This window comes from Lutimaribacter marinistellae (assembly GCF_042648365.1).
GTDB classification, from domain to species: Bacteria; Pseudomonadota; Alphaproteobacteria; order Rhodobacterales; family Rhodobacteraceae; genus Lutimaribacter_A; species Lutimaribacter_A marinistellae.
Genome location: NZ_JBHRXI010000010.1, coordinates 689554 through 714192, shown reverse-complemented (window position 1 = coordinate 714192; position 24639 = coordinate 689554). Strand labels below are relative to the sequence as shown.

General features: G+C 64.9%; 28 protein-coding genes. 14 read left to right on the top strand and 14 right to left on the bottom strand.

Translation table 11 applies throughout. The annotated features are described in order from the left end of the window. Positions 1-4 precede the first annotated feature (4 nt). Both ACFORG_RS12125 and ACFORG_RS12120 read left to right on the top strand, forming a co-directional pair. Entirely contained in the window at positions 5-802 is a 798-nt protein-coding gene (locus tag ACFORG_RS12125) for a transglutaminase family protein (RefSeq protein WP_386735771.1), read from the top strand. Between the two features lie 7 nt (positions 803-809). Then, complete coding sequence (locus tag ACFORG_RS12120) at positions 810-1544, top strand: peptidase (RefSeq protein WP_386735770.1); 735 nt, start codon at positions 810-812, stop codon at positions 1542-1544. A 7-nt stretch (positions 1545-1551) separates the two neighbouring features. Here the strand turns inward: ACFORG_RS12120 and ACFORG_RS12115 are convergent, their stop codons facing one another. Next, positions 1552-2388, bottom strand: a complete 837-nt coding sequence (locus tag ACFORG_RS12115; RefSeq protein WP_386735769.1) for a BKACE family enzyme — start codon at positions 2386-2388, stop codon at positions 1552-1554. A gap of 160 nt (positions 2389-2548) precedes the next feature. Here ACFORG_RS12115 and ACFORG_RS12110 point away from each other — a divergent pair, with 160 nt between their 5' ends. Genes ACFORG_RS12110 through ACFORG_RS12095 form a run of 4 tightly spaced genes read left to right on the top strand, consistent with a single transcriptional unit; the run spans position 2549 to position 7255 of the window. Then, positions 2549-3670, top strand: a complete 1122-nt coding sequence (locus tag ACFORG_RS12110; RefSeq protein ID WP_386735768.1) for an ABC transporter permease — start codon at positions 2549-2551, stop codon at positions 3668-3670. After that, entirely contained in the window at positions 3670-4485 is an 816-nt protein-coding gene (locus ACFORG_RS12105; protein WP_386735767.1) for an ABC transporter ATP-binding protein, read from the top strand. Before ACFORG_RS12110 ends, ACFORG_RS12105 begins: the two co-directional genes overlap by 1 nt. An 8-nt stretch (positions 4486-4493) precedes the next feature. Continuing rightward, the gene (locus ACFORG_RS12100) at positions 4494-6608 is read left to right on the top strand and encodes an MCE family protein (RefSeq protein WP_386735766.1); all 2115 of its coding nucleotides are present in this window, start codon (positions 4494-4496) and stop codon (positions 6606-6608) included. Next, the gene (locus ACFORG_RS12095; RefSeq protein WP_386735765.1) at positions 6605-7255 is read left to right on the top strand and encodes an ABC-type transport auxiliary lipoprotein family protein; all 651 of its coding nucleotides are present in this window, start codon (positions 6605-6607) and stop codon (positions 7253-7255) included. Before ACFORG_RS12100 ends, ACFORG_RS12095 begins: the two co-directional genes overlap by 4 nt. Positions 7256-7270: 15 nt before the next feature. Here the strand turns inward: ACFORG_RS12095 and modC are convergent, their stop codons facing one another. The 4 genes from modC to ACFORG_RS12075 are packed head-to-tail and all read right to left on the bottom strand — an operon-like array spanning position 7271 to position 10243. After that, on the bottom strand, positions 7271-8353 hold the full coding sequence (modC, locus tag ACFORG_RS12090; protein ID WP_386735764.1) for a molybdenum ABC transporter ATP-binding protein: 1083 nt from the start codon (positions 8351-8353) through the stop codon (positions 7271-7273). Continuing rightward, positions 8350-9042: a molybdate ABC transporter permease subunit gene (gene modB / locus ACFORG_RS12085; protein ID WP_386735763.1), complete on the bottom strand. Its 693-nt coding sequence runs from the start codon at positions 9040-9042 to the stop codon at positions 8350-8352. The genes modC and modB overlap by 4 nt, the downstream gene beginning before the upstream one ends. Beyond that, a complete protein-coding gene (modA, locus tag ACFORG_RS12080) occupies positions 9035-9811 on the bottom strand; it encodes a molybdate ABC transporter substrate-binding protein (protein ID WP_386735762.1) in 777 nt (258 codons plus the stop codon). The genes modB and modA overlap by 8 nt, the downstream gene beginning before the upstream one ends. Positions 9812-9871: 60 nt before the next feature. After that, positions 9872-10243 (bottom strand): winged helix-turn-helix domain-containing protein, encoded by a 372-nt coding sequence (locus ACFORG_RS12075; RefSeq protein ID WP_386735761.1) that lies wholly within the window; start codon positions 10241-10243, stop codon positions 9872-9874. Between the two features lie 134 nt (positions 10244-10377). Between ACFORG_RS12075 and ACFORG_RS12070 the strand changes: the two genes are divergently transcribed. The 3 genes from ACFORG_RS12070 to ACFORG_RS12060 are packed head-to-tail and all read left to right on the top strand — an operon-like array spanning position 10378 to position 12916. Beyond that, entirely contained in the window at positions 10378-11148 is a 771-nt protein-coding gene (locus ACFORG_RS12070) for a 5-oxoprolinase subunit B family protein (RefSeq protein WP_386735760.1), read from the top strand. After that, entirely contained in the window at positions 11145-12155 is a 1011-nt protein-coding gene (locus ACFORG_RS12065; protein WP_386735759.1) for a 5-oxoprolinase subunit C family protein, read from the top strand. Before ACFORG_RS12070 ends, ACFORG_RS12065 begins: the two co-directional genes overlap by 4 nt. Next, positions 12152-12916 carry a LamB/YcsF family protein gene (locus ACFORG_RS12060; RefSeq protein WP_386735758.1) on the top strand — a complete coding sequence of 255 codons (765 nt, stop codon included), beginning with the start codon at positions 12152-12154 and terminating at the stop codon, positions 12914-12916. The genes ACFORG_RS12065 and ACFORG_RS12060 overlap by 4 nt, the downstream gene beginning before the upstream one ends. 61 nt (positions 12917-12977) lie before the next feature. Here the strand turns inward: ACFORG_RS12060 and ACFORG_RS12055 are convergent, their stop codons facing one another. Together ACFORG_RS12055 and ACFORG_RS12050 are read right to left on the bottom strand one after the other, a co-directional pair. Continuing rightward, positions 12978-14405, bottom strand: a complete 1428-nt coding sequence (locus ACFORG_RS12055; protein ID WP_386735757.1) for a D-alanyl-D-alanine carboxypeptidase family protein — start codon at positions 14403-14405, stop codon at positions 12978-12980. Between the two features lie 242 nt (positions 14406-14647). Continuing rightward, positions 14648-15349 (bottom strand): HAD family hydrolase, encoded by a 702-nt coding sequence (locus ACFORG_RS12050; RefSeq protein ID WP_386735756.1) that lies wholly within the window; start codon positions 15347-15349, stop codon positions 14648-14650. A gap of 90 nt (positions 15350-15439) precedes the next feature. Here ACFORG_RS12050 and clpS point away from each other — a divergent pair, with 90 nt between their 5' ends. The 4 genes from clpS to hemF are packed head-to-tail and all read left to right on the top strand — an operon-like array spanning position 15440 to position 18533. Then, a complete protein-coding gene (gene clpS, locus ACFORG_RS12045) occupies positions 15440-15781 on the top strand; it encodes an ATP-dependent Clp protease adapter ClpS (protein WP_386735755.1) in 342 nt (113 codons plus the stop codon). 33 nt (positions 15782-15814) lie between these two features. Continuing rightward, positions 15815-16786, top strand: a complete 972-nt coding sequence (locus ACFORG_RS12040; RefSeq protein ID WP_386735754.1) for a class I SAM-dependent methyltransferase — start codon at positions 15815-15817, stop codon at positions 16784-16786. 36 nt (positions 16787-16822) lie between these two features. Further along, a complete protein-coding gene (locus tag ACFORG_RS12035; RefSeq protein ID WP_386735753.1) occupies positions 16823-17623 on the top strand; it encodes an SDR family NAD(P)-dependent oxidoreductase in 801 nt (266 codons plus the stop codon). Positions 17624-17639: 16 nt separating this feature from the next. Continuing rightward, positions 17640-18533 (top strand): oxygen-dependent coproporphyrinogen oxidase, encoded by an 894-nt coding sequence (hemF, locus tag ACFORG_RS12030; protein WP_386735752.1) that lies wholly within the window; start codon positions 17640-17642, stop codon positions 18531-18533. On the opposite strand, the gene ACFORG_RS12025 is transcribed toward hemF, so the two are convergent. The 4 genes from ACFORG_RS12025 to ACFORG_RS12010 are packed head-to-tail and all read right to left on the bottom strand — an operon-like array spanning position 18530 to position 22426. Continuing rightward, positions 18530-19288 carry an SDR family NAD(P)-dependent oxidoreductase gene (locus ACFORG_RS12025; protein ID WP_386735751.1) on the bottom strand — a complete coding sequence of 253 codons (759 nt, stop codon included), beginning with the start codon at positions 19286-19288 and terminating at the stop codon, positions 18530-18532. The genes hemF and ACFORG_RS12025 overlap by 4 nt on opposite strands. Then, entirely contained in the window at positions 19285-20214 is a 930-nt protein-coding gene (locus ACFORG_RS12020) for an SDR family oxidoreductase (protein WP_386735750.1), read from the bottom strand. Before ACFORG_RS12020 ends, ACFORG_RS12025 begins: the two co-directional genes overlap by 4 nt. Beyond that, positions 20211-21113, bottom strand: a complete 903-nt coding sequence (locus ACFORG_RS12015; RefSeq protein WP_386735749.1) for a bile acid:sodium symporter family protein — start codon at positions 21111-21113, stop codon at positions 20211-20213. Before ACFORG_RS12015 ends, ACFORG_RS12020 begins: the two co-directional genes overlap by 4 nt. Continuing rightward, entirely contained in the window at positions 21110-22426 is a 1317-nt protein-coding gene (locus ACFORG_RS12010; RefSeq protein WP_386735748.1) for a flavin-containing monooxygenase, read from the bottom strand. The genes ACFORG_RS12015 and ACFORG_RS12010 overlap by 4 nt, the downstream gene beginning before the upstream one ends. Positions 22427-22504: 78 nt before the next feature. On the opposite strand from ACFORG_RS12010, the gene ACFORG_RS12005 reads away from it, so the two are divergent. Then, entirely contained in the window at positions 22505-23152 is a 648-nt protein-coding gene (locus ACFORG_RS12005; RefSeq protein WP_386735747.1) for a TetR/AcrR family transcriptional regulator, read from the top strand. A gap of 82 nt (positions 23153-23234) precedes the next feature. Here the strand turns inward: ACFORG_RS12005 and ACFORG_RS12000 are convergent, their stop codons facing one another. Genes ACFORG_RS12000 through ACFORG_RS11990 form a run of 3 tightly spaced genes read right to left on the bottom strand, consistent with a single transcriptional unit; the run spans position 23235 to position 24551 of the window. Next, on the bottom strand, positions 23235-23408 hold the full coding sequence (locus ACFORG_RS12000) for a hypothetical protein (RefSeq protein WP_386735746.1): 174 nt from the start codon (positions 23406-23408) through the stop codon (positions 23235-23237). A gap of 20 nt (positions 23409-23428) precedes the next feature. Then, positions 23429-24076 (bottom strand): pyridoxamine 5'-phosphate oxidase family protein, encoded by a 648-nt coding sequence (locus ACFORG_RS11995; protein ID WP_386735745.1) that lies wholly within the window; start codon positions 24074-24076, stop codon positions 23429-23431. A 10-nt stretch (positions 24077-24086) separates the two neighbouring features. After that, entirely contained in the window at positions 24087-24551 is a 465-nt protein-coding gene (locus ACFORG_RS11990) for a nuclear transport factor 2 family protein (RefSeq protein ID WP_386735744.1), read from the bottom strand. Positions 24552-24639: the final 88 nt, after the last annotated feature.

The window sequence follows — 24639 nt, the reverse complement described above, 5'->3', positions numbered from 1 at the left end:
TCCCATGCGCCTGAAGATCAACCATGTCACCCGCTATCGCTTTGCCGAGCCTGCGCATTTCGCCTTGCAGCAGATCCGCAAGACACCGAAATCGGCGCATCACCAGCGCGTCGTGAACTGGCGGACAGAGGTCACCGGCGGCAAGCGTGAGCTGTCATTCGAGGACCATCACCACAACCTGACCGAGCTTATCAGCTATGACCGGGACACCACCGACCTCGAGATCCTGTGCGAGGGCGAGGTCGAGATCGATGACGGCCACGGTATCGTCGGACGCCATCGCGGCCCGGTGCCCCTGTGGTTGTACCTGTCCACGACACCCCGGACCGAGGCGCGCGCAGGTGTGCGCGACCTCGTCAGGGGCATGGACATGTCCGATCAGCTGAACGGTCTGCACAGACTGTCATCCGCCATCCGCGAGGCAGTGGCCTACGAGGTGGGCGCGTCGGAGCCGGACTGGAGCGCGGAGGAGGCGATCGAGGCCGGTCGCGGCGTCTGCCAGGACCATAGTCATATCTTCATTGCCTGTGCGCGCAGGCTGGGCATCCCGGCCCGCTACGTCTCGGGTTACCTGATGCTGAATGACCGTATCTCGCAGGAAGCGATGCATGCCTGGGCCGAGGCGCATGTCGAGGGGCTGGGCTGGGTCGGTTTCGACATCTCGAACGGTATTTCGCCGGATACCCGTTACGTTCGTGTCGCAACGGGGCTGGACTATGCCGAGGCAGCTCCGGTATCGGGGATGCGGATCGGTGGCGCCGGCGAGGAGCTGGACGTGCAGATCGACGTGGCGCAGCAGTGAGGCCTGCATGACATATTGCGTTGGGATGATGCTCGACCGCGGGCTCGTCTTCATGTCTGACACCCGCACCAATGCGGGGGTGGACAACATCTCTACCTTTCCGAAGATGTCGATCTGGGAGCAGCCGGGCGAGTGCCTGATCACGCTGCTGTCCTCGGGCAACCTTGCCACGACGCAGGCGGTGGTCAGCCTGCTGGACGAGCGCACGAAATCGCCCGACGACCGGACGCCGACGATACTGGGCGTGCCGTCGATGTTCCAGGCCGCGCGGCTGGTGGCCGACACGCTGAAAGAGGTCATCGACGAGCATGCGCAGGCGGGCATGCAGGCCGATAGCGCCTTTCACGCGACGATGATCCTGGGCGGGCAGATCGCGGGTGGGCCGCCGCGCCTGTTCCTGATCTATCCCGAGGGCAATTTCATCGAGGCCTGCGGGGACACGCCGTTTTTCCAGATCGGCGAGACCAAGTACGGTCGGCCGATCCTGGTGCGCGCCTACAACTCGGCCATGACGTTCGAGGCGGCGATGAAGCTATTGGCCGTCAGTTTCGATTCGACGGTCAAGGCGAACCTGTCTGTCGGGGCGCCCTTCGACTATCACCTGTACGAGGAAGGCTCTCTGGTGACCGGCCGCACGGGCCGGATCGAAGGGCATGATCCCTATTTCCAAAGCCTGTCGCAGGGCTGGAGCGATGCGCTGAAGGCCGCGCTGGACAGCCTGCCGGACTTCGACCTGTCCTAGGCGGGTCTCATGCGGCGGGGCGCAGGCCGAGGATCTGGCGGGCCTCCTGCCAGCCGGCGACGGGGCGGTCATATTTCTCGCATACCTCGACCGCGCGGCGCACCAGGGCGGCGTTCGACGGCGCCAGCGTCGACTTGTCGAGCCGCACGTTATCTTCGAGCCCGGTGCGCAGGTGTCCGCCGCGGCTGGCGGCCCACTCGTTCAGGACGATCTGGTTGGGTCCGATCCCGGCAGCACACCATTGCGCGTCGGGGGCCATGCGCTGCACGGTTTCGACATAGAAATCGAAGATCCGTTCATCCGCAGGCATCGCGTTCTTCACGCCCATTACGAACTGGATGTAGAGCGGTCCCTTGAGCCGCCCGTCCCGCTGCATGCGCGCGGCCTGAACGATATGGCTGAGGTCGAAGGCCTCGATCTCGGGCTTGATGTCGTATTTGAGCATCTCCGAAGACAGCCAATCCACGAGGTCGGGGCTGTTTTCGTAGACGCGGGTGGGAAAGTTGTTGGAGCCGACGGTGAGCGACGCCATGTCGGGTTTCAGGGGCAGCATGCCACCCCGTTCGCGGCCCGATCCCGACCGGCCCCCGGTGGAGAACTGCACGATCATGCCGGGGCAATGCTTGTGCAGGCCTTCGAGCAGGCGTTCGAAGCGCTCGGGGTCCGAGCTGGGCGTGCCGTCATCGAGACGCACGTGGCAATGCGCGATGGAGGCACCGGCCTCGAACGCCTCTTGCGTGCTTTCGATCTGCTCGGCCACCGTGATGGGCACGGCGGGATTGTCGGATTTCTTCGGAACCGAGCCGGTGATGGCGACGCAGATGATGCAAGGTTTGCCGGACATGATCTTCCTCCCGTGGTGCAGCAGCGGCAGCTTACATGCCCGTGCGTCATCTGCCAGCCCAAAGCTGTCCGAACTGCGATGCAGGGCCGAAGGTGCATTGTATCCACAGGTAATTCGGTACTATTGCTGAATTGCCGAATCCACTTCCGGAAAGCTGCCCATGGCCGCCGCCGAGCTGACAGTCGAAGAAACCCCGGACGGCCCTGTTCTGCGCTGTGCAGGCCGGTTGCTGACGCGTTCGCTGGACGCGGTCGAGCAGAGCTTTGCCGAGGCGCGGCTGAAGGGCGGGACCGTGCGGCTGGACCTGTCGGGAATGGAGGCGATGGATACCGGCGGGGCATGGCTGATCGCCGACCTGATCCGCCGGCTGGAGGCCGAGGGCACGAAGGTGCAGATGGAGGGGGCGTCGCAGCCCCACGCCGCGCTGCTGGAAACCGTGATGGAAAGCCTGCCCGAGGCGCCGCCCGAGGAAGCCCGCACCGAGGGGTTCCGCGGCTGGGTGGAGCGCATTGGCGAAAGCATGGCCGCGTCGGGCAAGGACTCGCTGTCGATCCTCAGCTTTCTGGGCGAGACGCTGGCAAAGCTGGGAGGTTCGCTGATCCGGCCGTGGCGGGTGCGGTGGCCCGCGCTGGTGTCGCAGATGCAGATCGTTGGGTTCAGCGCGGTGCCCATCGTGGCGCTGATGGGGTTTCTGATCGGTATCGTGCTGGCCTTTCAGGGCGCGACGCAGTTGCGCCAGTTCGGGGCCGAGGTCTTTGTCGTCGACCTGATCGCCATCTCGATCCTGCGGGAGTTGGGCGTGCTGTTGACCGCGATCATAGTGGCGGGCCGGTCCGGTTCGGCATTTACCGCGTCGCTGGGCGCGATGAAGGTTCAGGAAGAGATCGACGCGATGCGCACGCTCAGCCTTGACCCGATCGAGGTGCTGGTGCTGCCGCGCGTTCTGGCCCTGGTGATCATGCTGCCGATCCTTGGCTTCATCGCCAACATCTCGGGCCTGATCGGGGGGGCGCTGATGAGCTGGATCGACCTGGGCGTAAGCCCCGGCATGTTCACGACACGTTTGCAGGATGTCGATATCTGGCATCTGGCCATCGGCATGATCAAGGCACCGTTCTTTGCCGTGCTGATCGGGATCGTCGCCTGCTGGCAGGCGTTCCAGGTGGGCGGATCGTCGGAAAGCGTAGGCCGGCGCACGACGGCGTCGGTGGTGCAGTCCATCTTTGCGGTGATCGTCATCGACGCGCTGTTTTCGATCTTCTTCGCGAAGATGGGGGTGTGATGGACGGAGCGGCGAACCCCGCAACCGGGCAGGAGGCCGACGCACGCGAGGCGGTGATCCGCGTGCGCGGGCTGGTCAACCGGTTCGGCAGCCAGGTGGTGCACGAAAACCTGGACCTCGACGTCTGGCGGGGTGAGGTTCTTGGGATCGTCGGCGGGTCGGGTACCGGTAAATCGGTGCTGCTGCGCACGATCGTCGGGCTGAACAAGCCCGCGGCCGGATCGATCGAGGTGCTGGGGGTCGACGTTCTGAACGGTCGGGAAGAAGAGCGGCGCAGCGTCGAGAAACGCTGGGGCGTCGCGTTTCAGGACGGGGCGCTGTTTTCCTCGCTGACGGTGTTGCAGAACGTCCTTGCCCCGATGCGCGAGCAGTTGAAGATCAGCCCGACGCTGATGAAATCGCTTGGCGAGCTGAAGATCAGCCTTGTTGGTCTGCCGGCCTATGCCGGGAGCAAGTTCCCGTCGGAGCTGTCGGGCGGCATGCGCAAGCGGGCGGCGCTGGCCCGGGCACTCGCGCTCGACCCTGAGATCGTGTTTCTCGACGAGCCGACGGCGGGGCTCGACCCGATCGGGGCGGCGGCCTATGACGACTTGATCGGAGAGTTGCAGCACGCGCTGGGGCTGACCGTGTTCATGGTGACGCATGACCTGGACAGTTTGTATGCCATCTGCGACCGGATTGCCGTACTTGCGGAAAAGAAGGTATTGGTAGAGGGTCCCATCGAGGACATGACCTCGGTCGATCATCCCTGGGTGCAGGAATATTTCACGGGTCCGCGCGCGCGTGCTGCGCAGGACAAGAAAAAAGGCGAGTAGCGACTGCGATGGAGACCCGGGCCAACTACCTGCTAATCGGCGCCTTCACGCTTGCCGGCCTGATCGGCGCGTTCGCCTTTCTGCTGTGGCTGGCCGCGGTCGATGTGAACCGGCAGTTTTCCTATTACGACGTGTTGTTCGAGAATGTCTCGGGGCTGAACACTGCCGGGGATGTCCGGTATAACGGCCTGCCGGTGGGCTCGGTCGTCGCGATGGACCTTGACCAGGACGACCCGTCGCAGGTGCGCGTGCGGATCGAGGTCGCGGCGGATACGCCGATCAAGACCGACACTATAGCGAAGCTGGAATCCCAGGGTGTTACGGGCGTGAGCTATGTCGCGCTGTCCGGTGGGTCGGCGGAGTCGGAGCGGATGCCGGATGGCGGGGTGATCGAAAGCGAACGCAGCGCGCTGCAATCGCTGTTCGAGGGTGCACCGGCCGTGCTGGACCAGGCGCTGGTGCTCCTGGAGGATATCAACAAGGTCGTCAGCGAGGAGAACCGCGCGGCGGTAACCGAGTTGCTGGACAACCTCGCTTCGGCCTCGGGGCGGCTGGACCAGGTCCTGACCGATTTCGAAGGGCTCTCGGCCGATCTGGGCGGGGCCGCGCGCGAGATCGCGAATTTCACCGGAACGCTCGAAAACCTGTCGGCCACGGCCGAGGTCACGCTGAACACGGCCACGGAGACGTTGGAGTCGGCGCAGGTGGCCACGGAAACGGCGGTGGGCACGCTGGAATCCGCGCGCAGCGCCTTTGATACGGCCGATGGGTTGATGCAGAACGAGCTGACCGATTTCGTGCAGCAGGGGACCACGGCGGCCGAGACGGTCGGACGACTGGCCAGCCAGATCGAACCGGCGGCTGTGGAAACACTGGCCGCGGCACAGGATCTGATCGAGACGCGGCTGCCGGAACTGGTGGAACAGGTCCGCGCGGCAGCCAGCACGCTGGACACGCAGGTCGCGAACCTTGGTGGCGAGGCGTCCGAGTTGATGGGCCGCTACCAGGAGGTCGGCACCGAGCTACAGGCGCGGCTGGTACAGAGCGAGGGCGCGATCGAGGCCTTCGAGACGGCCACGCGCGAGGCGACGACGACGTTGGAATCGGTACGGCAGACCTCGGACACGGCCACGGAACTTCTGGAAACCGATATCCGCCCGCTGGCACGCGATGCGGCAGAAACGGTCGCCACGGCGCGGAGCATTGCCGAGGAACGCCTGCCGCCACTGATCGACCAGGCGACCGAGACGCTGGCGACGCTGGACCGCGAGAGCCAGGCGCTGTCGAGCACGGCGCGCGAGGCGCTGGATCTTGCCTCGCAGCGGCTGACGCAGGCGCAGGGAACACTTGCGGCCTTCGAGTCGGCGATGATCAATGCCGACACGATGATCACCTCAGTCACCAACACATCTGACGAGATCTATGACCTGACAGTGGGCGATGCGACGGCGCTGATCGCCGATGCGCAAGAGGCCACTACCGACCTGCGGGCGGCGATCGGGACGATCAACGACACCGTCCAGGCCAACCTGCCCGCGGTGATGGAAGAGATCCGCCGCGCCGCCGAAAGCGCAACCGGCGTGATCGACAGCGTCGGGCGCAACGTGACAAGCCTGTCGGGGCGGCTCGAAGGGCTGGCGGGGCAGGGCGAGACGACGCTGGCGGCAGCGACCGAAACCTTTGCCACGGCCAACGAGACGCTGACCGCGATCACCAGCGCGATGGACACCGCCGAAGGCACGCTGACCTCGGCACAAAGCACGTTCGACTCGGTCAACCAGGTGATCGACGAGGATATCGACGCGATCGTCGCCGATGTGCGCGGCGCGGTCGACGTGTTCTCGACCACGGTGGCCGCGATCGCCGAAGACGTCGACTCGGTCTCGGGCGAGATCCTGTCGGCCTCGCAATCGGCGTCGAGCCTTGTTGGCACGGTCAACGGCATCGTGCAGGACAACCGCCGGCAAGTATCCGACTTTCTGCGTTCGGGGCTGCCGCAGTTCGAACGCTTCATCGACGAGTCGCGCCGGCTGGTCGGTAACCTCGAACGTCTCGTGGCCCGGCTGGAGCGTGATCCGGCCCGGTTCCTGCTAGGCACCCAGAACCCGGAGTTCCGCCGATGAAAGCCAGAATCATCCTTGTTCTTGCGTCCAGCATGCTGTTGCAGGCCTGCGCCGGGCTGGGCCTTCTCAACGAGGCGGCCGAGCCGAACGACATCTACCTGCTGACGCCCAAGAGCACCTTTGCCGCGAACCTGCCGACACTGCGCCAGCAGCTTGTCATCGAAGAGCCGACAGCCACAGCCGCCGTCGATACGGACCGGATCGCGGTTCAGCCCTCGCCGCTGGAGGTACAGTACCTGCCCGATGCGCGCTGGATCGACCGCGCGCCGCGTTTCGTGCAGGCGCTGCTGATCGAGAGCTTTGAAAACACCGGCAAGGTCGGCGCCGTCGGCCGTTCGGCGGCGATACTGCGGCCCGATTTCGTGATCGTCACCGACATGCGTGAGTTCCAGGCGCAGGTCGTGGCAGATGGCACGGATAGCGATGCGCTTGACGTTCGCGTGCGGCTGAACGTCAAGATCGTCGACGATTACGACGACCGCATCATAGCCTCGGCCTCGTTCGAGGAGATCACCCGCTCGGAAACCTCGGAGATGCCGGGCATCGCCTATGCCTTTGACGAGGCGCTGGGCGATGCAATGCGCGACGCGGTCGAGTGGACGATCCGGTCGATTTACAAGCACTCGGGAAGCTACCCGCGGTCCTGAGCCAGGCGCGAGGGATCAGCCGCCGATATCCTCGGGCGCGATGGCGACGGTCTTGATTACGGCAAAGCATTTCGAGCCTTCGGCAAGGCCGAGTGTCGCAAGCGAGCGTTGCGTGACCCGTGCCAGCAGGGTGCCGCCGGAACAGTGCACGGAGACCAATGCGCCGGGGCCGGAGCCTGGGCGGATGCTGTGCACCTCGCCTTCGACGATATTGAGCGCCGACAGGCCCTCGGGGCGCTTGCTGGCAAGAATGACCTCTTGCGCGGCGATGCGGATGCGCAAGGTGTCACCGGCAGTCTGCGGGACATGGGGCAGGAACAGCGTATCGCTGCCGGCCCGCACCTCGGTCAGCCCGTCGGCATGATGCGCGACGACCTGTGCGGTCAAAACCGCGCCCACCGCGCGGATGCCGGCGGGGGCGACGCCCGGATCGGCGAGGACCTCGGCCGCGGGGCCCTGGCGGATAACGCGCCCGTCCTGAAGAGCAACGACCGAGGTGGCGAGTCGCGCGACCTCTGCCGCCGAATGGGTGACGTAGAGGATGGGGATGGCGACCTCGTCCCGGAGGCGTTCGAGATAGGGCAGGATCTCGGACTTGCGGGCGTCGTCGAGCGCGGCGAGCGGCTCATCCGCGAGGATCAGGCGTGGTGCGGCCAGCAGTGCGCGCCCGATGGCGACGCGCTGACGCTCGCCGCCCGACAGCGCGGCGGGGCGTCGGCCCAGCAGATGGACGATGCCGAGCATGTCGATCACGTGGTCGGGGTCTTCGGCCCGGGCGTTGCGGGGCGCGAACCACCGTCCATAGAGCAGGTTCTGCCGCACCGTCATGTGTGGAAAGAGGCGCGCCTCCTGGAACACGTAGCCAAGCCTTCGGCGATGGGGGGGCATCCAGACGTTCCGCGCGGTGTCGAGCAGTACGTCGCCGTCTACCGCAACGCGCCCGTCATCGGGTCGCAGCAGCCCGGCGACCGCGTTCACGATGCTGGTCTTGCCCGATCCCGAGCGCCCGAACAGCACGGTTACGCCGGGCGGCGCATCGAACCGCACGTCCAGGGCGAAGCCCGGCAACTGGTGCCGGATGGCGACCGACAGCGTCATCTGCCCGCCACCCATGCAGCAAGCCGCCGCGATATCAGCTCGGACACGAGCAGAGCGCCCATCGCGATGGCGATGGAGATCAGGACGAGCAGCACCACCGAGGATTCCGCGCCGGGAATCTGCAGGAAGGCGTAGATCGCCGAGGGCAGCGTCTGCGTTTCGCCGGGGATGTTGGACACAAAGGTGATCGTGGCTCCGAACTCTCCCATCGCCTTGGCAAAGGCCAGCACGGCGCCGGCGAGAATGCCGGGCAGGACCAGCGGGCCGGTGACCGTCAGCGCGACCCAGAGCCTTGAGGCACCGAGCGTTGCGGCGGCCTGTTCGAGCTTCGGGTCCACGGCCTCGAGCGAGAGGCGGATCGCACGGACGAGCAGCGGAAAGGCCATTACGCCTGCCGCAAGCGCCGCGCCGGTCCAGCGGAAGGCGAAGACGATGCCGAGAGGCTCCAGCGCGCGCCCGGCCGGACCCTGGGGCCCGAAGGCCAGCAGCAAAAGGTAGCCGGTCACGACTGGCGGCAGGATCAGCGGAAGGTGCACGAGCCCGTTCAGGAATTGCCGGCCGGGAAAGCGCCAGCGGACCAGCGCATAGGCCACGAATATCCCCGGCGGCAGGGCGGCGAGCGTGGCCCAGATCGCCACTTTGAGCGACAGGCGCACCGCTTGCCAGACCTCGGGGTCGATCTCAGCCATCCGGGGTGTCCGTCAGCGGGGCGAAGCCATGTTCAAGAAACACCGCGCGGGCGGCGTCACCGTGCAGGTGGTCGAGGAAGGCGCGGGCGCGGTCCTCGTTTGCGCCTGCGATCGCGGCAGCGGGGTAGATGATGGGCGGGTGCATATCCTCGGCGAAGCGGTAGAGCACGCTGACGCGTGGTTCGGCCTGCGCGTCGGTGGCATAGACGATGCCGAGCGGGGCCGCGCCGACCGCAACCAAGGCCAGCGCCGCGCGCACATTGTCGGTCTGCGCGACGCGGGCCGATACGTTTTCCCATTGGCCCAACCGGGTCAGCGCCGCCTTGCCATAGATCCCGGCAGGCACAGCATCGACCAGCGCCATCGCCAGCCGGCCGTCGGACCCGAGTGCCGCAGCAAGGTCGAGATCGGGGCCGAGACTGGACGGGCTGGCACCGTTGCCGATCAGAACAAGGCGATTGCCCAAAAGGTCTCGGCGCGTCCCGGCCACGAGGCGGCCGCGTTCTTCGAGCCTGTCCATCCAGCCGGGATTGGCAGAGACGAAGACATCGGCAGGCGCGCCCATTTCGATCTGGCGAGCGAGGGTCGAGGAACCGGCGGCGGAGACGGTCACATTGGTCCCGGTTTCGGCGGTAAAGCTTGCGGCGGCCTCGGCAAGCGCGTTGCGCAGGCTGGCCGCGGCAAACACGGTCAGGTCATCGGCGCGGGCCGGCTGCACCATCCCGAAGGCAAGCGCAAAGAACAGGAAGATCGAGACGAGGGTCTGCAAGGAAGGCGTTCCGATATGTTTGTCGGGGAATATCGCTGTGCCCATTGGGATGGGCAAGGGTTAATTCGTCGGGTCGGGTTCCCGCAGCATGGCGTTCAGCCGCGCGATGCCTGCCTGACCAGCCGCGCGGGCCGCGTCCTCGATCCCGCGGTATTCGTCAAGGACCCTGCGCCCCGTCTCTGTCAGGCTTGCGCCGCCGCCGCTGGCCCCGCCCCGCACGCGCAGGACAAGCGGTTCCGAGAACATCGCGTTCATCGTCTCGACCAGTTGCCAGGCGCGGCGGTAACTCATCCCCATGTCGCGCCCGGCAGCGGCGATGGAGCCGGTTTGCCCGATGCGTTCCAGCAATTCGGCCTTGCCCGGGCCGATCATCCCGGCGGAGCCGAAGACGATGCGCAGCTTGAGGCGCGGGGTGTCGGCATCTGCGTTCATCGCGCGATACTGCCGCGTCGTGCCGGTGGCTTCAAGCGGCGGGATCGGCAGCCGGAGGAGGCTTGTTGACCTTCGCCGTTTGCCTGCCATTGTGACGGTCGATGTTGCGCAACGGCAGAAACAGGGAGCGGTCGATGGGGTCCGAGCCGGAGAAACGGATGGTCGGTGATGGGTTTCCAGTGATCCGCAGCGCCGGTCTGGACGGGATGCTGGTCACATTTGGCGACCGCGTGTCGGAACCGGCCAACCGGGCGGCCATCGCTTTTCGTGACCAGATACAGGCCGAGGCGATAGCGGGGGTGATCGAGACCTCGACCTCGTTGGCCTCGGCCTATCTGCGCTTTGATCTTTCGCAGAACACGCATGAGGCCATCGCGGCGCGCCTGCAAGAGATAGTAGCCGCCCGCGACTGGTTCGGCGTGCCGCTACCCGAGGGCCGCAGGCTGTGGCGTATCCCGACCGTCTATGGCACCGAGCTTGCCCCGCAACTGGCAGAGACGGCGGAGCTGGCGGGCCTCGACGAGGCAGAGGCGGTGCGGCGGCTGTCCACTGCAAGGGTGCGGGTGCTGACCATCGGGTTCGCTCCTGGGCAGCCATATCTCGGTCCCTTGGAGGAGGCGTTCGACATCCCCCGACAACAGGGTCTGACCCCGACCGTGCCGCCGGGTGCGCTGGTGCTGGCGATTTCGCAATTCGTGCTGTTTTCGAACACGGCGCCGACCGGCTGGCGGCATGTGGGGCAGACAGCGTTTCGCTGTTTCCGCCCGGACGCGACGGAGAAATTCGCGCTCAATCCTGGCGACGAGGTGATTTTCGAGTCGGTGACGCGCGCGGACTATGACCGGGTCCTGGGCCGCAACGCCGACGGCAATGGCGGTGCCGAGGTCGAGGAGATTTCGGCATGAGCCTGCATGTGCACCGCATCGGGCCGGCCTGCACAGTGCAGGATTTGGGGCGGACCGGTTACCTCGATCACGGATTGTCGCGTGCAGGTGCCGTCGACTTGTTCGCGTTGCACGAGGGTGCGGCGCTGCTGGGGCAGGACCCGATGCTGGCCGCGCTGGAGATGGCCGGCATGGGCGGTGAGTTCGAGGCGCAGGCCGATATGGTGGTGGCGCTGACCGGGGCGCGGATGCAGGCCTCCATCGACGGTACACCCGTGGCATGGAACGCGTCACACGGGCTGGCCAAGGGGCAGCGCCTGTCGATCGGCGCGGTGCAGCAGGGTGTTTACGGATACCTTCACGTAGCGGGCGGGATTGCGACGCAGCCTTTCCTGGATTCCCGGTCTTCTCATCTGGTGGCGGGGATCGGTTCGCCAGTGGAGGCGGGCCAGACCTTGCCGGTGGGCGGTGGCAAAGCGAAGCCGGGGATGACACTGACGGTCGAAGACCGGTTTTCAGGCGGCACGCTGCGCGTTGTCGAAAGCTTTCAGAGCGCGCTTTTCGACGGTGATATCCGCGCGCGGTTCGCGGCCACCGTGTTCCGGCGCAGTCAGCGCGCAAACCGGATGGGCGTGAAGTTGGATAGCGAGGGCGAGGGCTTCGCTGCGCGCGGGCAACTCAACGTCCTGTCCGAGGTGATCGCCATCGGCGATATCCAGATGACGGGGACCGGAGAGCCGTTCATCCTGCTGCCGGAATGCCAGACGACCGGGGGCTATCCGCGCATCGCGACGGTCATTCCCTGCGACCTTGCCCGCGCGGCGCAATGTCCGGCCGGGGCAGAGATCCGGTTTCGGTTCCTGCGGCTGGACGAGGCGGTTGCGGCACAGAGACAGGCCGAGGCCGAACTGGCGCGCCTGCCGGGGCAGGTCGCGCCGCTGGTCCGCGACCCGGCCGGGATGGCCGACCTGTTATCGTATCAACTGATCGGCGGGGTCGTCTCCGCCACCGACGAAGGAGAGAAATGATGGCACATGTCGATCTGAACGCGGATATGGGCGAAAGTTTCGGACCCTGGACGATGGGCGACGACGCCGCGCTTCTCGATGTGGTGACCAGCGCCAATATCGCCTGCGGATTTCACGCGGGCGATCCGGACGTGATGGCCAGGACCATGCGCATCGCGGCGGACAAGGGCGTGGGGATCGGCGCGCATCCGGGCTTTCCCGATCTTCAGGGCTTTGGACGCCGGAAGATGACAGTGCCGCATGACAGCCTGCGCAACCTTGTCCGCTACCAGTTCGGCGCGGCGCAGGGCATGGCGCGTGCGCTGGGCACGCAGGTGCGCCACCTCAAGCTGCACGGCGCCTTGTCGAACATGGCGATGGTCGATGCGGGGATGGCGCGGGCTTGTTACGAGGGGGCGCTGGATGTCGACCCGGACATCATCATCATGGTGCTTTGCGCGACGGCCCAGGAGGAGGTGGTGCGCGACCTCGGCTGCAAATGGGTGGGCGAGATCTTTGCCGATCGGGCCTATAACGATGACGGGACGCTTGTTGACCGGTCGTTGCCCGGCGCCGTGATCCACGACCCGAACCTGGCCGGGCCGCGCATACTGAACATGGTGCGCGAGGGCGCGATCATCACCGAAAGCGGCAAGCGGCTGGAAACCTCGATCGACACGATCTGCCTGCACGGCGATACGCCCGCCGCGGTCGAGATCGCCCGCTCGGTCCGTCACTGCCTTGAGGCTGGCGGGGTCGAGCTGCGCATGTTCGAGCGTTAGGCAAAGAAAAAGGCCATGGCTTGGGGTCCATGGCCTGATCTACGAGGTAGGCGGTCGGATCTTATGACGGTCCGATCATGAAGCAGGTGACGTTGCGAGCCTTGAGCCTCCGGCAGGCTAGGTCGGCCTGATCGCGGCTCATGCCCTGGAAGGTGGCCTCGAACCCGCGGGAGGACTGGTTGACCTTGCGCAGCGTGCCGTCGAGCGTTGCCATCTCGGCCAGCGCGGTGCGAAGCAAGACCTTTTCGGCCTGGTAGCGGCTGGTGTAGCGGCCGACATTGATGCCCCAGTGATGCCCGCCCGAGGTGGACAGGCGCGTGACGATCTCCTGGTCGGGCTCGGCGGCGACCGCGGCACTGGCAGAGGCCAGCGCGATCGTTTCGGGGCGCACCACGGGGCGCAGGCCGGCGGCGTCCGCCTCGGCCGCTGCGATCACGTCTGCCTCGGCGATGGCGGCACTGATACCGGCCTGGATCCGGCTTTCGTCCTGTTGGGCGGTGGCTGCAACGCTGGCCACGACGATGGCGGGCGCGGTTGGACGCTGTTGGGGGCGCAGGCTGCTGCTTGGGGCCGCGGCGACCTGGATCGACTTGCCCGTGCTGCCGATCCCGTTGTTGCCGGCATAGGCCGGGCGACCGGGACGCCGGATCGGGGCGCGGCTGGGTGCGCGGCGGAAGCCGAGATCGAGAAGTTCGGCGACCTTGGCGTTGCGCGAGGAGCTTGAATTGCCACCGAACACCGTGGCGATGATCCGTTCATCGCCCCGCTTGGCCGAGGCCACGAGGTTGAACCCGGCGGCGCGGGTGTACCCGGTCTTGATGCCGTCGGCGCCTTCGTAAGCGGCCAGCAGGCGGCGGTTGGTGTTGGCGACCGTCTTGATCCCGGCATGCGTCTCGCGGCGTGAGAAGAGGTTGTAGTATTGCGGGTAGTCATAGAGCAGGTGACGGCCCAGCGTGGTCATGTCGCGCGCAGTGCTGAGGTGGCCCTCTTCGGTCAGGCCATGCGCGTTCTTGAACGTGGTCCGGGTCATGCCCATCGCCTTGGCCGTGCGCGTCATGCGGCGGGCGAATGCCTCTTCCGAGCCGCTGATGGCGATGCCGATCGCCGTTGCCGCGTCATTGGCCGATTTCACCGCCGATGCCCGGATCAGGTACCGAAAGGCGATTCGCTGACCGGTACGCAGGCCAAGCTTCGACGGCGGTTCGGCCGCGGCCGCCGCCGGGATGCGCACCTGCGTATCCAGGTCGATCTCGCCGTTTCGCACCGCCTCGAAGGCGATGTAGAGCGTCATCATCTTTGTGAGCGATGCCGGATGTAGTCGTGTATCGGCATTGCGGGAGTGGAGCACCTCTCCGGTGCGTGCGTCGATCACCATGGCGGCGTATGGAGCTGCAAGCGCGCCAATTGGCGCCAGCGCACATAGCCAGATCAACGTAAGAATCGTCAGGCCCAAATGGGCCGGTCGGAATCGCCGAACCTGCACGGTCATTGCCTCTGTCTGCCTCGGGCCGCCGGTTTTCCGGCTGGCGCATTTCTTTCATTATTGAAATGAGGCTAGCACAGGGTGTTTTCGAAATAAACCCGCAGGTTGTGGCCGGAAGTTCATTTCGAACCGTCGCGGGGCCAAGATGTGGGGTCTGCCCGGAAATTGACCTCAAGACATGTAAATGTGGCGGAAATGGGGCCGCGTGCGCCGTGTTTTTCGTTTTGGCTGCGGCGCGTTTGCAACACTCAGCGCAGCGAGGCGACGAGATCCGCCAGATCGCCAAGGTCACCGAGTTCGTGGAACCGGTCGGAATTGCTTGGTGGGTCGGCCTTTTCGATTTCCCATTCCAGCCCGTGGGGCACGTAGACACCCCAGCCGCCGGCATTGACGAGGGGCACCACGTCGGAGCGCATCGAATTGCCGACCATCATCGCCTGTTCGATGCCCGAGCCGTGCCGGGCGAAGATCTGGGTATAGACCGGGGCGGATTTCTCGGACACGATCTCGACCGCGTCGAAGAGATCCCCCAGGCCCGATTGCGCCAGTTTCCGTTCCTGATCGAGAAGATCACCCTTGGTGATCAGGACCACGCGATGCGTGTCGGCGACCGCTTCGACCGCTTCGCGCGCATGGGGGAGGAGTTCGATCGGATGCGCGAGCATGTCCTGACCGGCCTCGATCAGTTGGCGGATCACGCTGGCGGGTACGCGCGACTCGGTCACTTCGATTGCGGTTTCGATCATCGACAGGACGAATCCCTTGATGCCATACCCGTAATGGCCGATGTTCTTGCGCTCGGCGGCAAGAAGACGATCCATCAGGTGGTCCTTGTCGGCGTGATCGGCCAGCAGATCGGCGAAGCGCTGTTGCGTGAGGTGAAAGAAACGCTCGTTGTGCCAGAGCGTATCATCGGCATCGAATCCAACCGTTGTGAGAATTGCCGCCATCGCCTGTCACGCTGTCCCTTTTCCTGCCAGTGCGAAACGTTATATTAACGCCAACGCGACCAAGACAAGCAAACCGGAAACCGCAACACGATGCAGCCCTGGCCCATTACCATGTCGGACAAATCGGATGACGACGGGGATTCCTCGGTCCTGGTCGAAACGCGGCCCAAGACCAAGCGCCCGCCGCTCTACAAGGTTCTTTTGCTGAATGACGATTACACGCCGATGGAATTTGTCGTGCATGTGCTCGAACGATTCTTTGGCATGAACCATGCGCAGGCTTTCGAGGTGATGCTGACAGTACACAAACGGGGCGTTGCCGTGGTGGGTGTGTTCAGCCATGAGATCGCCGAGACCAAGGTGGGCCAGGTGATGGATTTCGCTCGTCGGCACCAGCACCCGCTGCAATGCACGATGGAGCGGGAAGAGTGACGCGCGCGCGTCGCTGATCCGGTCGTTCCGAACATGTCCCTACGCCTTTCCCTTGCGCTCGATGCCGGGCTGGACCTGCCCGGTGCGGTGAGTGTTTTGCTGCCGACCCCCGAGCATGACTTGTCGGGGCTGACCGGGCCGGTTCGCGTGGTCCAGCCATTCAAGCCGCATCACGACCACTTCGCCGCACTGGGACTGGAGTGTTCGCCCAAGATGGCGGTGGCGCAGGGCGATGTCGTCCTGTTCCTGCCGCGCGCAAAGGCGCGGGCCCGCGACCTGGTGGCACGCGCGGCGCGCGGGGGCGGCACGGTTGTTGTCGACGGGGCCAAGACCGACGGTATCGACAGCCTGCTCAAGGACATCCGCAAGCGCGTGCCGGTCGAAGGGCCGATATCCAAGGCGCATGGCAAGATCTTCTGGTTTCGGGCAGATGCGGAGAGTTTTGCCGACTGGATCGCGCCCGAAACGTTCGAGATCGCCGGCTTCCACCTTGCGCCGGGCGTGTTCTCGGCCGACGGAATTGACCCGGCCTCGGCCCTGTTGTCGGAGGCGTTGCCGGACAGGCTGGGCCGCCATGTCGTCGATCTGGGGGCCGGGTGGGGGTACCTTTCGGCGCAGATACTGGGCAAACCCGGTGTCGAGAGGGTCGATCTGGTCGAGGCCGACCATGTCGCGCTGGACTGTGCCCGGCTGAACGTGGCCGACACGCGGGCGCGATTCCATTGGGCCGATGCCTGCACGTGGCGGTCGGATGAACCGGCCAACACGGTCGTGATGAACCCGCCCTTTCATGCGGGCCGTGCTGCGGATCCGGGCATCGGTCAGGGTTTCATCCAGACCGCCGCGCGCAGTCTTGCCCCGGGCGGGGCGCTTTGGATGGTTGCGAACAGGCATCTGCCCTACGAGGCTGAGTTGCAATCGCTGTTTGCCAGGGTAGAGGAAGTCGGTGGCGACAATCGCTTCAAGATCTTGCACGCGGCAAGACCCTCTCGCCCCCGCCGCTGATCCCCGTTAACCTGCCCCAGAACCTGGAGGAACGTCATGTCCTTTTCCATCGCCGGAAAGACCGCCATCGTGACCGGTGCTGCAAACGGGATCGGCCTTGCCATCGGGCGCCGGTTCCTTGAGGTCGGCGCGAACGTGATGTTTGCCGATATGGACGAGGCGCGCCTTGTCGAAGAGCTGGGCAAGCAGGCCGAAGAGGGCAACGTGCGCTATTTCGCGGGCGACCTGCGCGAGAAGCTGACGGTGGCCAACCTGCTATCCGCCACGATCGACGCGTTCGACCAGGTCGATATCCTCGTGAACGGCGCGCGGCAGGTGATGATCTCGGACCCGCTGGACGCCAATGACGATTCCGTCGTATCGCTTCTCAACCAGAACCTGATGCCTGCGCTGCGGCTGAGCCAGGCGGTAGCGAAACGCATGATCAAGCAGCGTGACCCCGAAAGCGAGTCGCCGGCGGGGTCGATCATCAACCTGTCCTCTATCGCGGCGCGCCGGACCCACCCGGACCTGATGGCCTATTCCGTTTCCTCTGCCGCGCTGGACCAGATGACACGGTCGCTGGCGGTGGCGCTGGCGCCGAGCCGCATCCGCGTCAATTCCATCGCGTTCGGGTCGGTGATGAGCGCATCGCTGCGATCGACCCTGCGCGACAACCGCGATTATCGCGAGGATATCGAAAACCACACTCCACTGGCCCGGATCGCGGCGCCGGGCGAGCTGGCCGATACGGCGCAATTTCTTGCCTCGGACGCGGCGGGCTTCATGACCGGGCAGATCCTGACGCTGGATGGCGGGCGCACGCTGCTCGATCCGGTCGCGGCCCCGGCCCATTGATCGAAGGAAGAGTAGAATGAGCGATACGCTGGCGGCCGAGAAAGCAAGAGCGTCGGCCTGGTTTCGGCAACTTCGTGACGAGATCGTTGCCGCATTCGAGGCGCTGGAGGACAGCCATGCCACCGGGCCCTTCGCGGAACTGCCGCCGGGCCGGTTCGATGTAACCGAGACGCGGCGCGATGCGCCCGATGGCGGCGATGCCGGTGGCGGATTGATGTCGGTGATGCGTGGTGGCCGCGTCTTTGAAAAGGTCGGCGTGAACGTCTCGACCGTCTATGGTTCTTTGGGCGAGCAGGCGCAGGCGGCGATGGCGGCGCGCAAGGGTATCCCCGGAATGGCCGATGATCCGAGATTCTGGGCGAGCGGGATCAGTTTGGTCGCGCATATGCGCAACCCGCATGTCCCGGCGGTGCACATGAACACGCGCATGTTCTGGACGCCCCATGCATGGTGGTTCGGTGGCGGTTCGGACCTGAACCCCTGCATCGAGTATGACGAGGACACGGCGCATTTCCACGACACGCAAAAGGCGCATCTGGACCCACATGGCGCAGCGCATTACCCGCGGCTCAAAGAATGGGCGGACGAATATTTCTATATCCCGCACCGCAAGCGCGCGCGTGGAGTTGGCGGTATCTTCATGGATGATTACTGCACCGGGGAGTGGGAGGCCGATTTCGCGCTGACGCAGGATATCGGGCGGGCGTTCCTGCCTGCCTTCGTGACTTTGGTGGAACGGCGCCGCGGGCAGGGGTTTTCGGACGCCGACAAGGACACGCAGTTGATCCATCGCGGGCTCTACGCGGAATACAACCTTGTCTATGACCGGGGCACGAAGTTCGGCCTTGCCACGGGGCATGATGCCAATGCCGTCCTGATGAGCCTGCCGCCGTTGGCGAAATGGGTCTAGTGGCCGTCGATCTTGCGTTCCATCAGGCGCTGGTAGAGGTCGGGTGACAAACGGTTGACCCACCATGCCGCGCGGGCGATGCGGCCCACCGGAATCATCGAACGGTTTCGGTCGACGCCGCGCAGGATCTCGTCCACGGCATCCTTGGGCGTCATGTAATCCACCCCGTCGGTCGCCGAACCGGGCCGCGCGGTGCCATCGGCTTGGCGCTGGTCATTGCCGATATTGGTCGCCACGAAGGAGGGCGCGGCGATATGAACGCGTACGCCATGAGGCCGTTCCTCGGACCGGAGCGATTTGAAGAACCCCTCGAGCGCATGTTTCGACGCGGCATAGGCCGTCCGGTGGAACAGCGGCGTGAACCCGGCCACCGAGGAGATCGCCAAGTGTGTTCCCTGTGCCTGGCGTATGGCGGGCAGGAAGGCGCGGGCCATGGCGACAGCGGCGAAATAATTGATCTCAAAGACCTTGCGATGGCTGTCGTCATCGCTGTGGTCAAAACCGCCGATATGGGTGATGCCTGCATTGTAGATGACCATATCGATACTGTCGCAACGTTCCATGATCTGGTCAGCCGTTGCGCGCAGGGCGTCGGGCCGGGTGAGGTCGCATGCCATGGCGATCTGCGTCTCGCTCTGCTCAAGGCCCGAGATATCGAGATCGATCAGCACCACGCGCCAGTCGCGGGCCTGCAATGCGGTCGACAGGGCGCGTCCCAGCCCTCCGGCGCCGCCGGAAATCACGGCTGTTTTCATAATCCTGCCTGCTTTCTCCAGAAGTCGAAGGTCTCGAAACTGGTTTTCTCGGGGGTATAGCCGAATTCCGATTTCAGCGCGTCATTCGCAAGGACCGGGCGGTATTGCAGAAAGCGCACCTGCTCGGGGCCATAGCGCGACAGGCCCAGCGGCCGCGCGATGCCGAGAGCGGTTTTCAGCACCCAGGCCGGCAGACGCAGAACCGGTTTGCCGAGTGCACGGGCAAGGTCGGTGACGCCCATCGCGCCATCGCCCGCGACATTGTAGACACCCGGCGGTCCATCCGTCGCGGCACGTGCGAGGATGCGGGCAAGGTCACGGGTCCAGATGAAGACGAAGGGGCTTTCGCTTCCTTGCACGGCCAGCAGGCGCGGTTTGTGAAAAAGCGCGGTGATCTGGTTCTCGCTGCCTGCGCCCAGCACGGTTCCCACGCGCAGCACGACCTGTTCCAGCGCGGGGTGGTCGTGTCTGGCCTTTGCCAGCATCTCCTCGACCTTCCGCTTGTGGTCGGAATAGGGAAACTCGGGATTGCCGCGCAGTGTGTCAGTCTCGAACAACGGAACGGGATTGTCGGCGTGATACCCGTAGGCCGCGCCGGAAGAGGTAACCACAAGACGGCGCACGCCGCAGGCGATCGCGGCGTCGATCACCTTGCGCGTGCCTTCGACATCGACGGCATGGGCAAAGTCGCGGCCCGTTCCCTTGGGCGGGGTCACGATTGAGGCGAGGTGCACGATCACATCGGGCCGGGTTTCGGCGATAACGCGGCCGGGATCGTCGGTCGTCACGTCCATACGTTCGAACCGCACGCCCTCGGGCAGGGTGTCGGGGCGGGCAAGGTCGGTGGCTATGACCCCCTGCTGAAGTTCGTCGAGCAGGGCGCGCCCAACCATCCCCGCGGCCCCGGTGATCAGGATCCGGGTCATCGCGCGGCCTCCGTCCGGGACATGAGGGAGGCAAGGGCGAGGCCCGATATCGCGTGCCAGATGCCCCAGAAGGCCGCAACGACGGCCATGCCGCCGAGGCCCCCGAAAAAGGCGAAGATCAGCACGAGGCCGAGGCCCGAATTCTGGATACCCGTTTCGATCGTGATGGCGCGGCGGTTGAAGGGGGAAAGACGTGCAAGGCTGGCGATGGTCCAGCCGCCGCCCAGGGCCAGCGCGTTGTGCAGGACGACCAGCCCGGCCACCATACCCGCATAGCCCAGGAAGAAGCCCCAGTTCGCGACAAGTGCGAGCACGATGAAGGCGATGAAGATCGCCATCGAGACCCATTGCAGGGGTCGGCGCAGGCGTTTCGTCAGGTCAGGACGGTGGTGGTTGAGCGTCACGCCAAGGATCAGCGGCAAGATCAGCATGAGGCCCACGGTTATCGCGATCTGGACGGGGTCGATCTCGGTCCGTTGAAGGATGGCGCGGGTCGGTTCGTACAGACCGCCCCAAAGCGCGATGTTGAACGGGGTCATCAGGATCGCGCCGACCGTTGCAAAGGCGGTCATGGACACGGACAGCGCGGCATTTCCCCCCGCGCGATGCGTGATGAAGTTCGAGATGTTGCCGCCCGGGCAGGCCGCAACAAGGATAAGACCCAGGGCAATCGACGGGCGCGGCGTCGTCAAAAGGACCAGGCCGAAGGTCAGAACAGGCAGTAGAACGAATTGCGACACCAGCCCAACGATCAGAGGTTTCGGTGCGCGGCGCAGGCGGCGGAAATCCTCGGGCAGCAGGTCGATGGCAATCGAGAACATGACCACCGCGAGGATCGCGTTGAGAAGGGTCAGCGACCCGGGCGAGAAGTTGAGCGTGATCTCGTCGATGCCGCTCATGCCGCCGCGCCCTTGAGCCGTCTGATCCAGCCTGTCACCGCCTTGCGATAGGTCGCCTTGTCGACGTAATAGGCCATCCGCGCGAGCTTCAGGTAGTTCATGCCGCCAGTGGCGCGTTCGAACTCCTTGGCCTTTTCCGCCTTGAGCGTTTCGGCGGCCGGATCGCCTTGTTGCAGGCCCTTGATATAGCGGGCGACCATTTCGGCCTGTTCGTGCCGGCCCTGCCAGCCAAGGCCCGTCGCCTCTACCATTCCCAGCACGAACAGGTCGTCGCGCTGGGGGTGCATCGCGTTGAGGTAGAGATGCGGTGCATCGCCCTGCCAGTTGAGAAGGGCGGGGTCGATGAACGGATAGTGCAGCTTGTAGCCCGTGGCGGTCAGCACGAGGTCATATTCGGCCGAGGAACCATCCTTGAAATGGACGGTCTTGCCGTCGAACCGTGCGATATCCGGCCGGATCCTTATATCGCCGTGACCTGCGTGGTAGAGAACCAGCGAGTTCACGACCGGATGGCTTTCGTAAAGCTGGTAGTCGGGTTTGGGGAACCCGTATTTCTGCGGGTCGCCGACGAACCAGCCGAGGATCAGGCTGTCGACACGGCGTTTCAGCCACATCGGCAGGCGGATGGCGCCGCCCATCGTGTCGGCGGGTTTTCCGAAGACGTATTTCGGCACGAAGTAATAGCCCCGCCGCATGGACAGATCGCAGCACTCGGCATGGTGGATCGCGTCCACCGCGATATCGCAGCCCGAATTTCCGGCACCTACGACCAGCACTCGCTTGCCGTCGAACTGCCGTGGATCGCGGTATTGGCAGGCATGGATAAGTTCGCCGTCGAACGTGCCTTCGAAACTGGGCATGTTCGGCTCTGAAAGGGTGCCGTTGGCGATCAACACACCGGCATATTCGCCGCTATGCTCGCCATCGTCGTCGCGCCATGTGACCCGCCATCCATCGCCACTGCCGCCGAGGGGGTCCAGTCGGGTGACCTCGGTGCCGAAACGATAATGGTCGCGCAGGCCGAAATGATCCGCGAAATCCCGGAAGTACTGCCGCATCTCGCGGTGCGATGGGTATTCGGCCACGTCGTCCCGCATCGGGAAATCGGCGAATTCCGTCATCTTCTTGGACGAGATGAGATGCGCGGATTCGTACATCGTGGAACGTGGCGCATCGATGTCCCACAGGCCGCCAACATCGGAATGCAGTTCGAACCCCTCGAAGGGGATGCCTTGTTCCTTGAGCACCTTTGCCGCGGCAAGCCCCATCGGACCTGCCCCGATCAGGGCAAATGCGTTGCGCGTTTCCGTCATGTAACCTCCCTGTTCGGCGCTTAGATTGAACGAATGTTCAAAATAAGGCAAGATGGATTCGTCGAACTCGGAGAAGCCATGGAAAAGCAACGGAAACGGGCCCCGTCGGCACGGTCGCTGGAGACACGGGCCCGGATATTGGACGCGGCCGAGATGGTCTTTGCCGAGCGGGGATTCGAAGGGGCGTCGATTCGGGATATCGCGGCAATGGCGGGTGTACAGGTGGGCCTTGTCCATCACCATGGCGGCGGTAAGGAGGAGCTGTTTCACAAGACTGTCGCCCGTCGCGCGGATGAGCTTGCCCGCATCCGGATCGAAGGGCTGGAAGCGTTGAAGGCGCAGGGGCGGCCTTCGTTGCGCGGGGTCCTGGATTGTTTCATCCGACCTTATGTCACGCTGGCGCAGGAAGGCGGGGCGCACTGGTTGGCCTATGGCCGGCTGGTGGCGCATGTGTCTGCCGATGTGCGGTGGCGCGAGATCGCGGCCGAGTGTTTCGACCCCACCGCACAGAGATTCATCGCCGAGATCGCCGCGCTCTATCCCGACGCCGATGCGCAGCTATTGGCAACCGGGCAGGTCTATTCGGTCGCCGCCATGCTCGCCTTTCTCAATACCGGGTGGCGGGTTCAGGCGCTGAGTCCCGGCGCGGATGCGGCACAGGTCGAGTTGCTGGTGGAATATTGCGCTGCCGGGATCGAGGCGATGATCGCTGCGGACAAGCGGTGATGTCGAGGGCGCAGCCGCGACGTAACCCGGCTGCGCCCTGTCGGCCCCGCAACGTCCCAACCTGCGGGGTGTCGGCCCGGTCTCAATAAGCCCGTTCCTCGACCAGGCGCGCCAGTGTTTCGACTTGCGACGATGTCGTGGCCGGACCCGCGCGGACAGCGGTCGGGGCAGCGGCAAAGCCGATGGCCAGCGCGATGGCGGCCAGAACGGCAGCGGCAATGACGGCGGCGGCGGTGTTGAAAAGCTGTTGGGTCATCTGAAAAATCCTGTTTCGCGTCAAAGAAGCGGGCGGTTGCCCCGCGCATAGGGCGCGGCCGCCTCGCGGGCCTTTGCCAGTTCTTGGCGAAGGCGCTTGTTCTCGGTCTCGAGTGTACCGATCTGTTTGCCAAATTCATGAAGCTGCGGGGCAAGCTCGGCAGCGGTGAACCGAGGCGTGATGTGTTGCGGGCAGTTCCAGTCGAGCGCCTCGACATGGATCGTGACAGAGCGTTCGACGGGTGCCTGTGCGGTCGCGTCACCCGGTGCACCTTCGGTGAACTGAACGCGCCCGAGGATCTTGAGCCGACGGCGGTTTGCATAATCCATCAGGATCAGGGCGACGCGGTCATTCCCATCCAGGTTGCCGCGCGAGATGTACTGCCGGTTGCCGGAGAAATCGTCATAAGCGATGGTGCGGGCGTCGAGTACCCGCAGGAAACCGGCCGATCCGCCCCGGTACTGGACATAGGGCCACCCCGTTTCCGATACGCTGGCCTGATAGAAACCATCGCGCTCTTCGATAAAGGCCAGTTCCGTCGGGCCGATTTCGTGGCCCTGTTCCGGGCCGCCAGAGATGAACTTTTCATATGTGGCGGCAGAGCCCATGCGCGTCTGGTGTGAGCGCACGGCAGGTGTAAAGGCGAGTTTGGAAAATGCGCGGGGCATGTCGGGTCTCCTACAATCCGAGGTCGGACAGTCCGGGGTGGTCGGCGGGGCGGGGGCCAAGAGGCCAGTGAAACAGGCGCTCGGCCTCGGTTATGGGGCGGTCGTTGATCGACGCATGCCGCTGCGCCATGCGCCCGTCCGTGGCATATTCCCAATTCTCGTTGCCGTAGGAGCGCATCCACTGGCCGCTGTCGTTGCGCCATTCATAGGCATAGCGAACAGCGATCCGGTTGCCGTCGTGCGCCCAGAGTTCCTTGATAAGGCGGTAGTCGTGCTCGTGGCGCCATTTACGGCTGAGGAAGTCGTGGATCTGGCTCTGACCGGCAGGAAACTCTGCCCGGTTCCGCCACTGGCTGTCGCCGGTATAGGCGCCAACGACGCGGTCGGGGTCGCGGCTGTTCCACGCATCCTCGGCGGCGCGGACCTTTTGCCGGGCGGTGTCTAGCGTGAAGGGTGGGACGGGCTGTCGTGTCATGTCTGTGCCTTTCAGACGATCGTGGAAAGCAGGAGCAGAACGCTCAACAGCATGGGAAGAAAATGGTCGGGCAAAAGCGGTGGGTTTG

Coding starts and splice junctions, on each gene's coding strand:
- modC (WP_386735764.1), bottom strand. CDS start 8,353: ATGACGCTGTCGGTCGCCATCCGGCACCAGTTGCCGGGCTTCGCCCTG.
- ACFORG_RS12035 (WP_386735753.1), top strand. CDS start 16,823: ATGTCCTTTTCCATCGCCGGAAAGACCGCCATCGTGACCGGTGCTGCA.
- ACFORG_RS12010 (WP_386735748.1), bottom strand. CDS start 22,426: ATGACGGAAACGCGCAACGCATTTGCCCTGATCGGGGCAGGTCCGATG.
- ACFORG_RS12120 (WP_386735770.1), top strand. CDS start 810: ATGACATATTGCGTTGGGATGATGCTCGACCGCGGGCTCGTCTTCATG.
- ACFORG_RS12005 (WP_386735747.1), top strand. CDS start 22,505: ATGGAAAAGCAACGGAAACGGGCCCCGTCGGCACGGTCGCTGGAGACA.
- clpS (WP_386735755.1), top strand. CDS start 15,440: ATGCAGCCCTGGCCCATTACCATGTCGGACAAATCGGATGACGACGGG.
- ACFORG_RS12125 (WP_386735771.1), top strand. CDS start 5: ATGCGCCTGAAGATCAACCATGTCACCCGCTATCGCTTTGCCGAGCCT.
- ACFORG_RS12060 (WP_386735758.1), top strand. CDS start 12,152: ATGATGGCACATGTCGATCTGAACGCGGATATGGGCGAAAGTTTCGGA.
- ACFORG_RS12095 (WP_386735765.1), top strand. CDS start 6,605: ATGAAAGCCAGAATCATCCTTGTTCTTGCGTCCAGCATGCTGTTGCAG.
- ACFORG_RS12110 (WP_386735768.1), top strand. CDS start 2,549: ATGGCCGCCGCCGAGCTGACAGTCGAAGAAACCCCGGACGGCCCTGTT.
- ACFORG_RS12040 (WP_386735754.1), top strand. CDS start 15,815: ATGTCCCTACGCCTTTCCCTTGCGCTCGATGCCGGGCTGGACCTGCCC.
- ACFORG_RS12050 (WP_386735756.1), bottom strand. CDS start 15,349: ATGGCGGCAATTCTCACAACGGTTGGATTCGATGCCGATGATACGCTC.
- ACFORG_RS12065 (WP_386735759.1), top strand. CDS start 11,145: ATGAGCCTGCATGTGCACCGCATCGGGCCGGCCTGCACAGTGCAGGAT.
- hemF (WP_386735752.1), top strand. CDS start 17,640: ATGAGCGATACGCTGGCGGCCGAGAAAGCAAGAGCGTCGGCCTGGTTT.
- ACFORG_RS12100 (WP_386735766.1), top strand. CDS start 4,494: ATGGAGACCCGGGCCAACTACCTGCTAATCGGCGCCTTCACGCTTGCC.
- ACFORG_RS11995 (WP_386735745.1), bottom strand. CDS start 24,076: ATGCCCCGCGCATTTTCCAAACTCGCCTTTACACCTGCCGTGCGCTCA.
- ACFORG_RS12105 (WP_386735767.1), top strand. CDS start 3,670: ATGGACGGAGCGGCGAACCCCGCAACCGGGCAGGAGGCCGACGCACGC.
- ACFORG_RS12055 (WP_386735757.1), bottom strand. CDS start 14,405: ATGACCGTGCAGGTTCGGCGATTCCGACCGGCCCATTTGGGCCTGACG.
- modB (WP_386735763.1), bottom strand. CDS start 9,042: ATGGCTGAGATCGACCCCGAGGTCTGGCAAGCGGTGCGCCTGTCGCTC.
- ACFORG_RS11990 (WP_386735744.1), bottom strand. CDS start 24,551: ATGACACGACAGCCCGTCCCACCCTTCACGCTAGACACCGCCCGGCAA.
- ACFORG_RS12000 (WP_386735746.1), bottom strand. CDS start 23,408: ATGACCCAACAGCTTTTCAACACCGCCGCCGCCGTCATTGCCGCTGCC.
- ACFORG_RS12115 (WP_386735769.1), bottom strand. CDS start 2,388: ATGTCCGGCAAACCTTGCATCATCTGCGTCGCCATCACCGGCTCGGTT.
- ACFORG_RS12020 (WP_386735750.1), bottom strand. CDS start 20,214: ATGACCCGGATCCTGATCACCGGGGCCGCGGGGATGGTTGGGCGCGCC.
- ACFORG_RS12015 (WP_386735749.1), bottom strand. CDS start 21,113: ATGAGCGGCATCGACGAGATCACGCTCAACTTCTCGCCCGGGTCGCTG.
- ACFORG_RS12070 (WP_386735760.1), top strand. CDS start 10,378: ATGGGGTCCGAGCCGGAGAAACGGATGGTCGGTGATGGGTTTCCAGTG.
- ACFORG_RS12075 (WP_386735761.1), bottom strand. CDS start 10,243: ATGAACGCAGATGCCGACACCCCGCGCCTCAAGCTGCGCATCGTCTTC.
- ACFORG_RS12025 (WP_386735751.1), bottom strand. CDS start 19,288: ATGAAAACAGCCGTGATTTCCGGCGGCGCCGGAGGGCTGGGACGCGCC.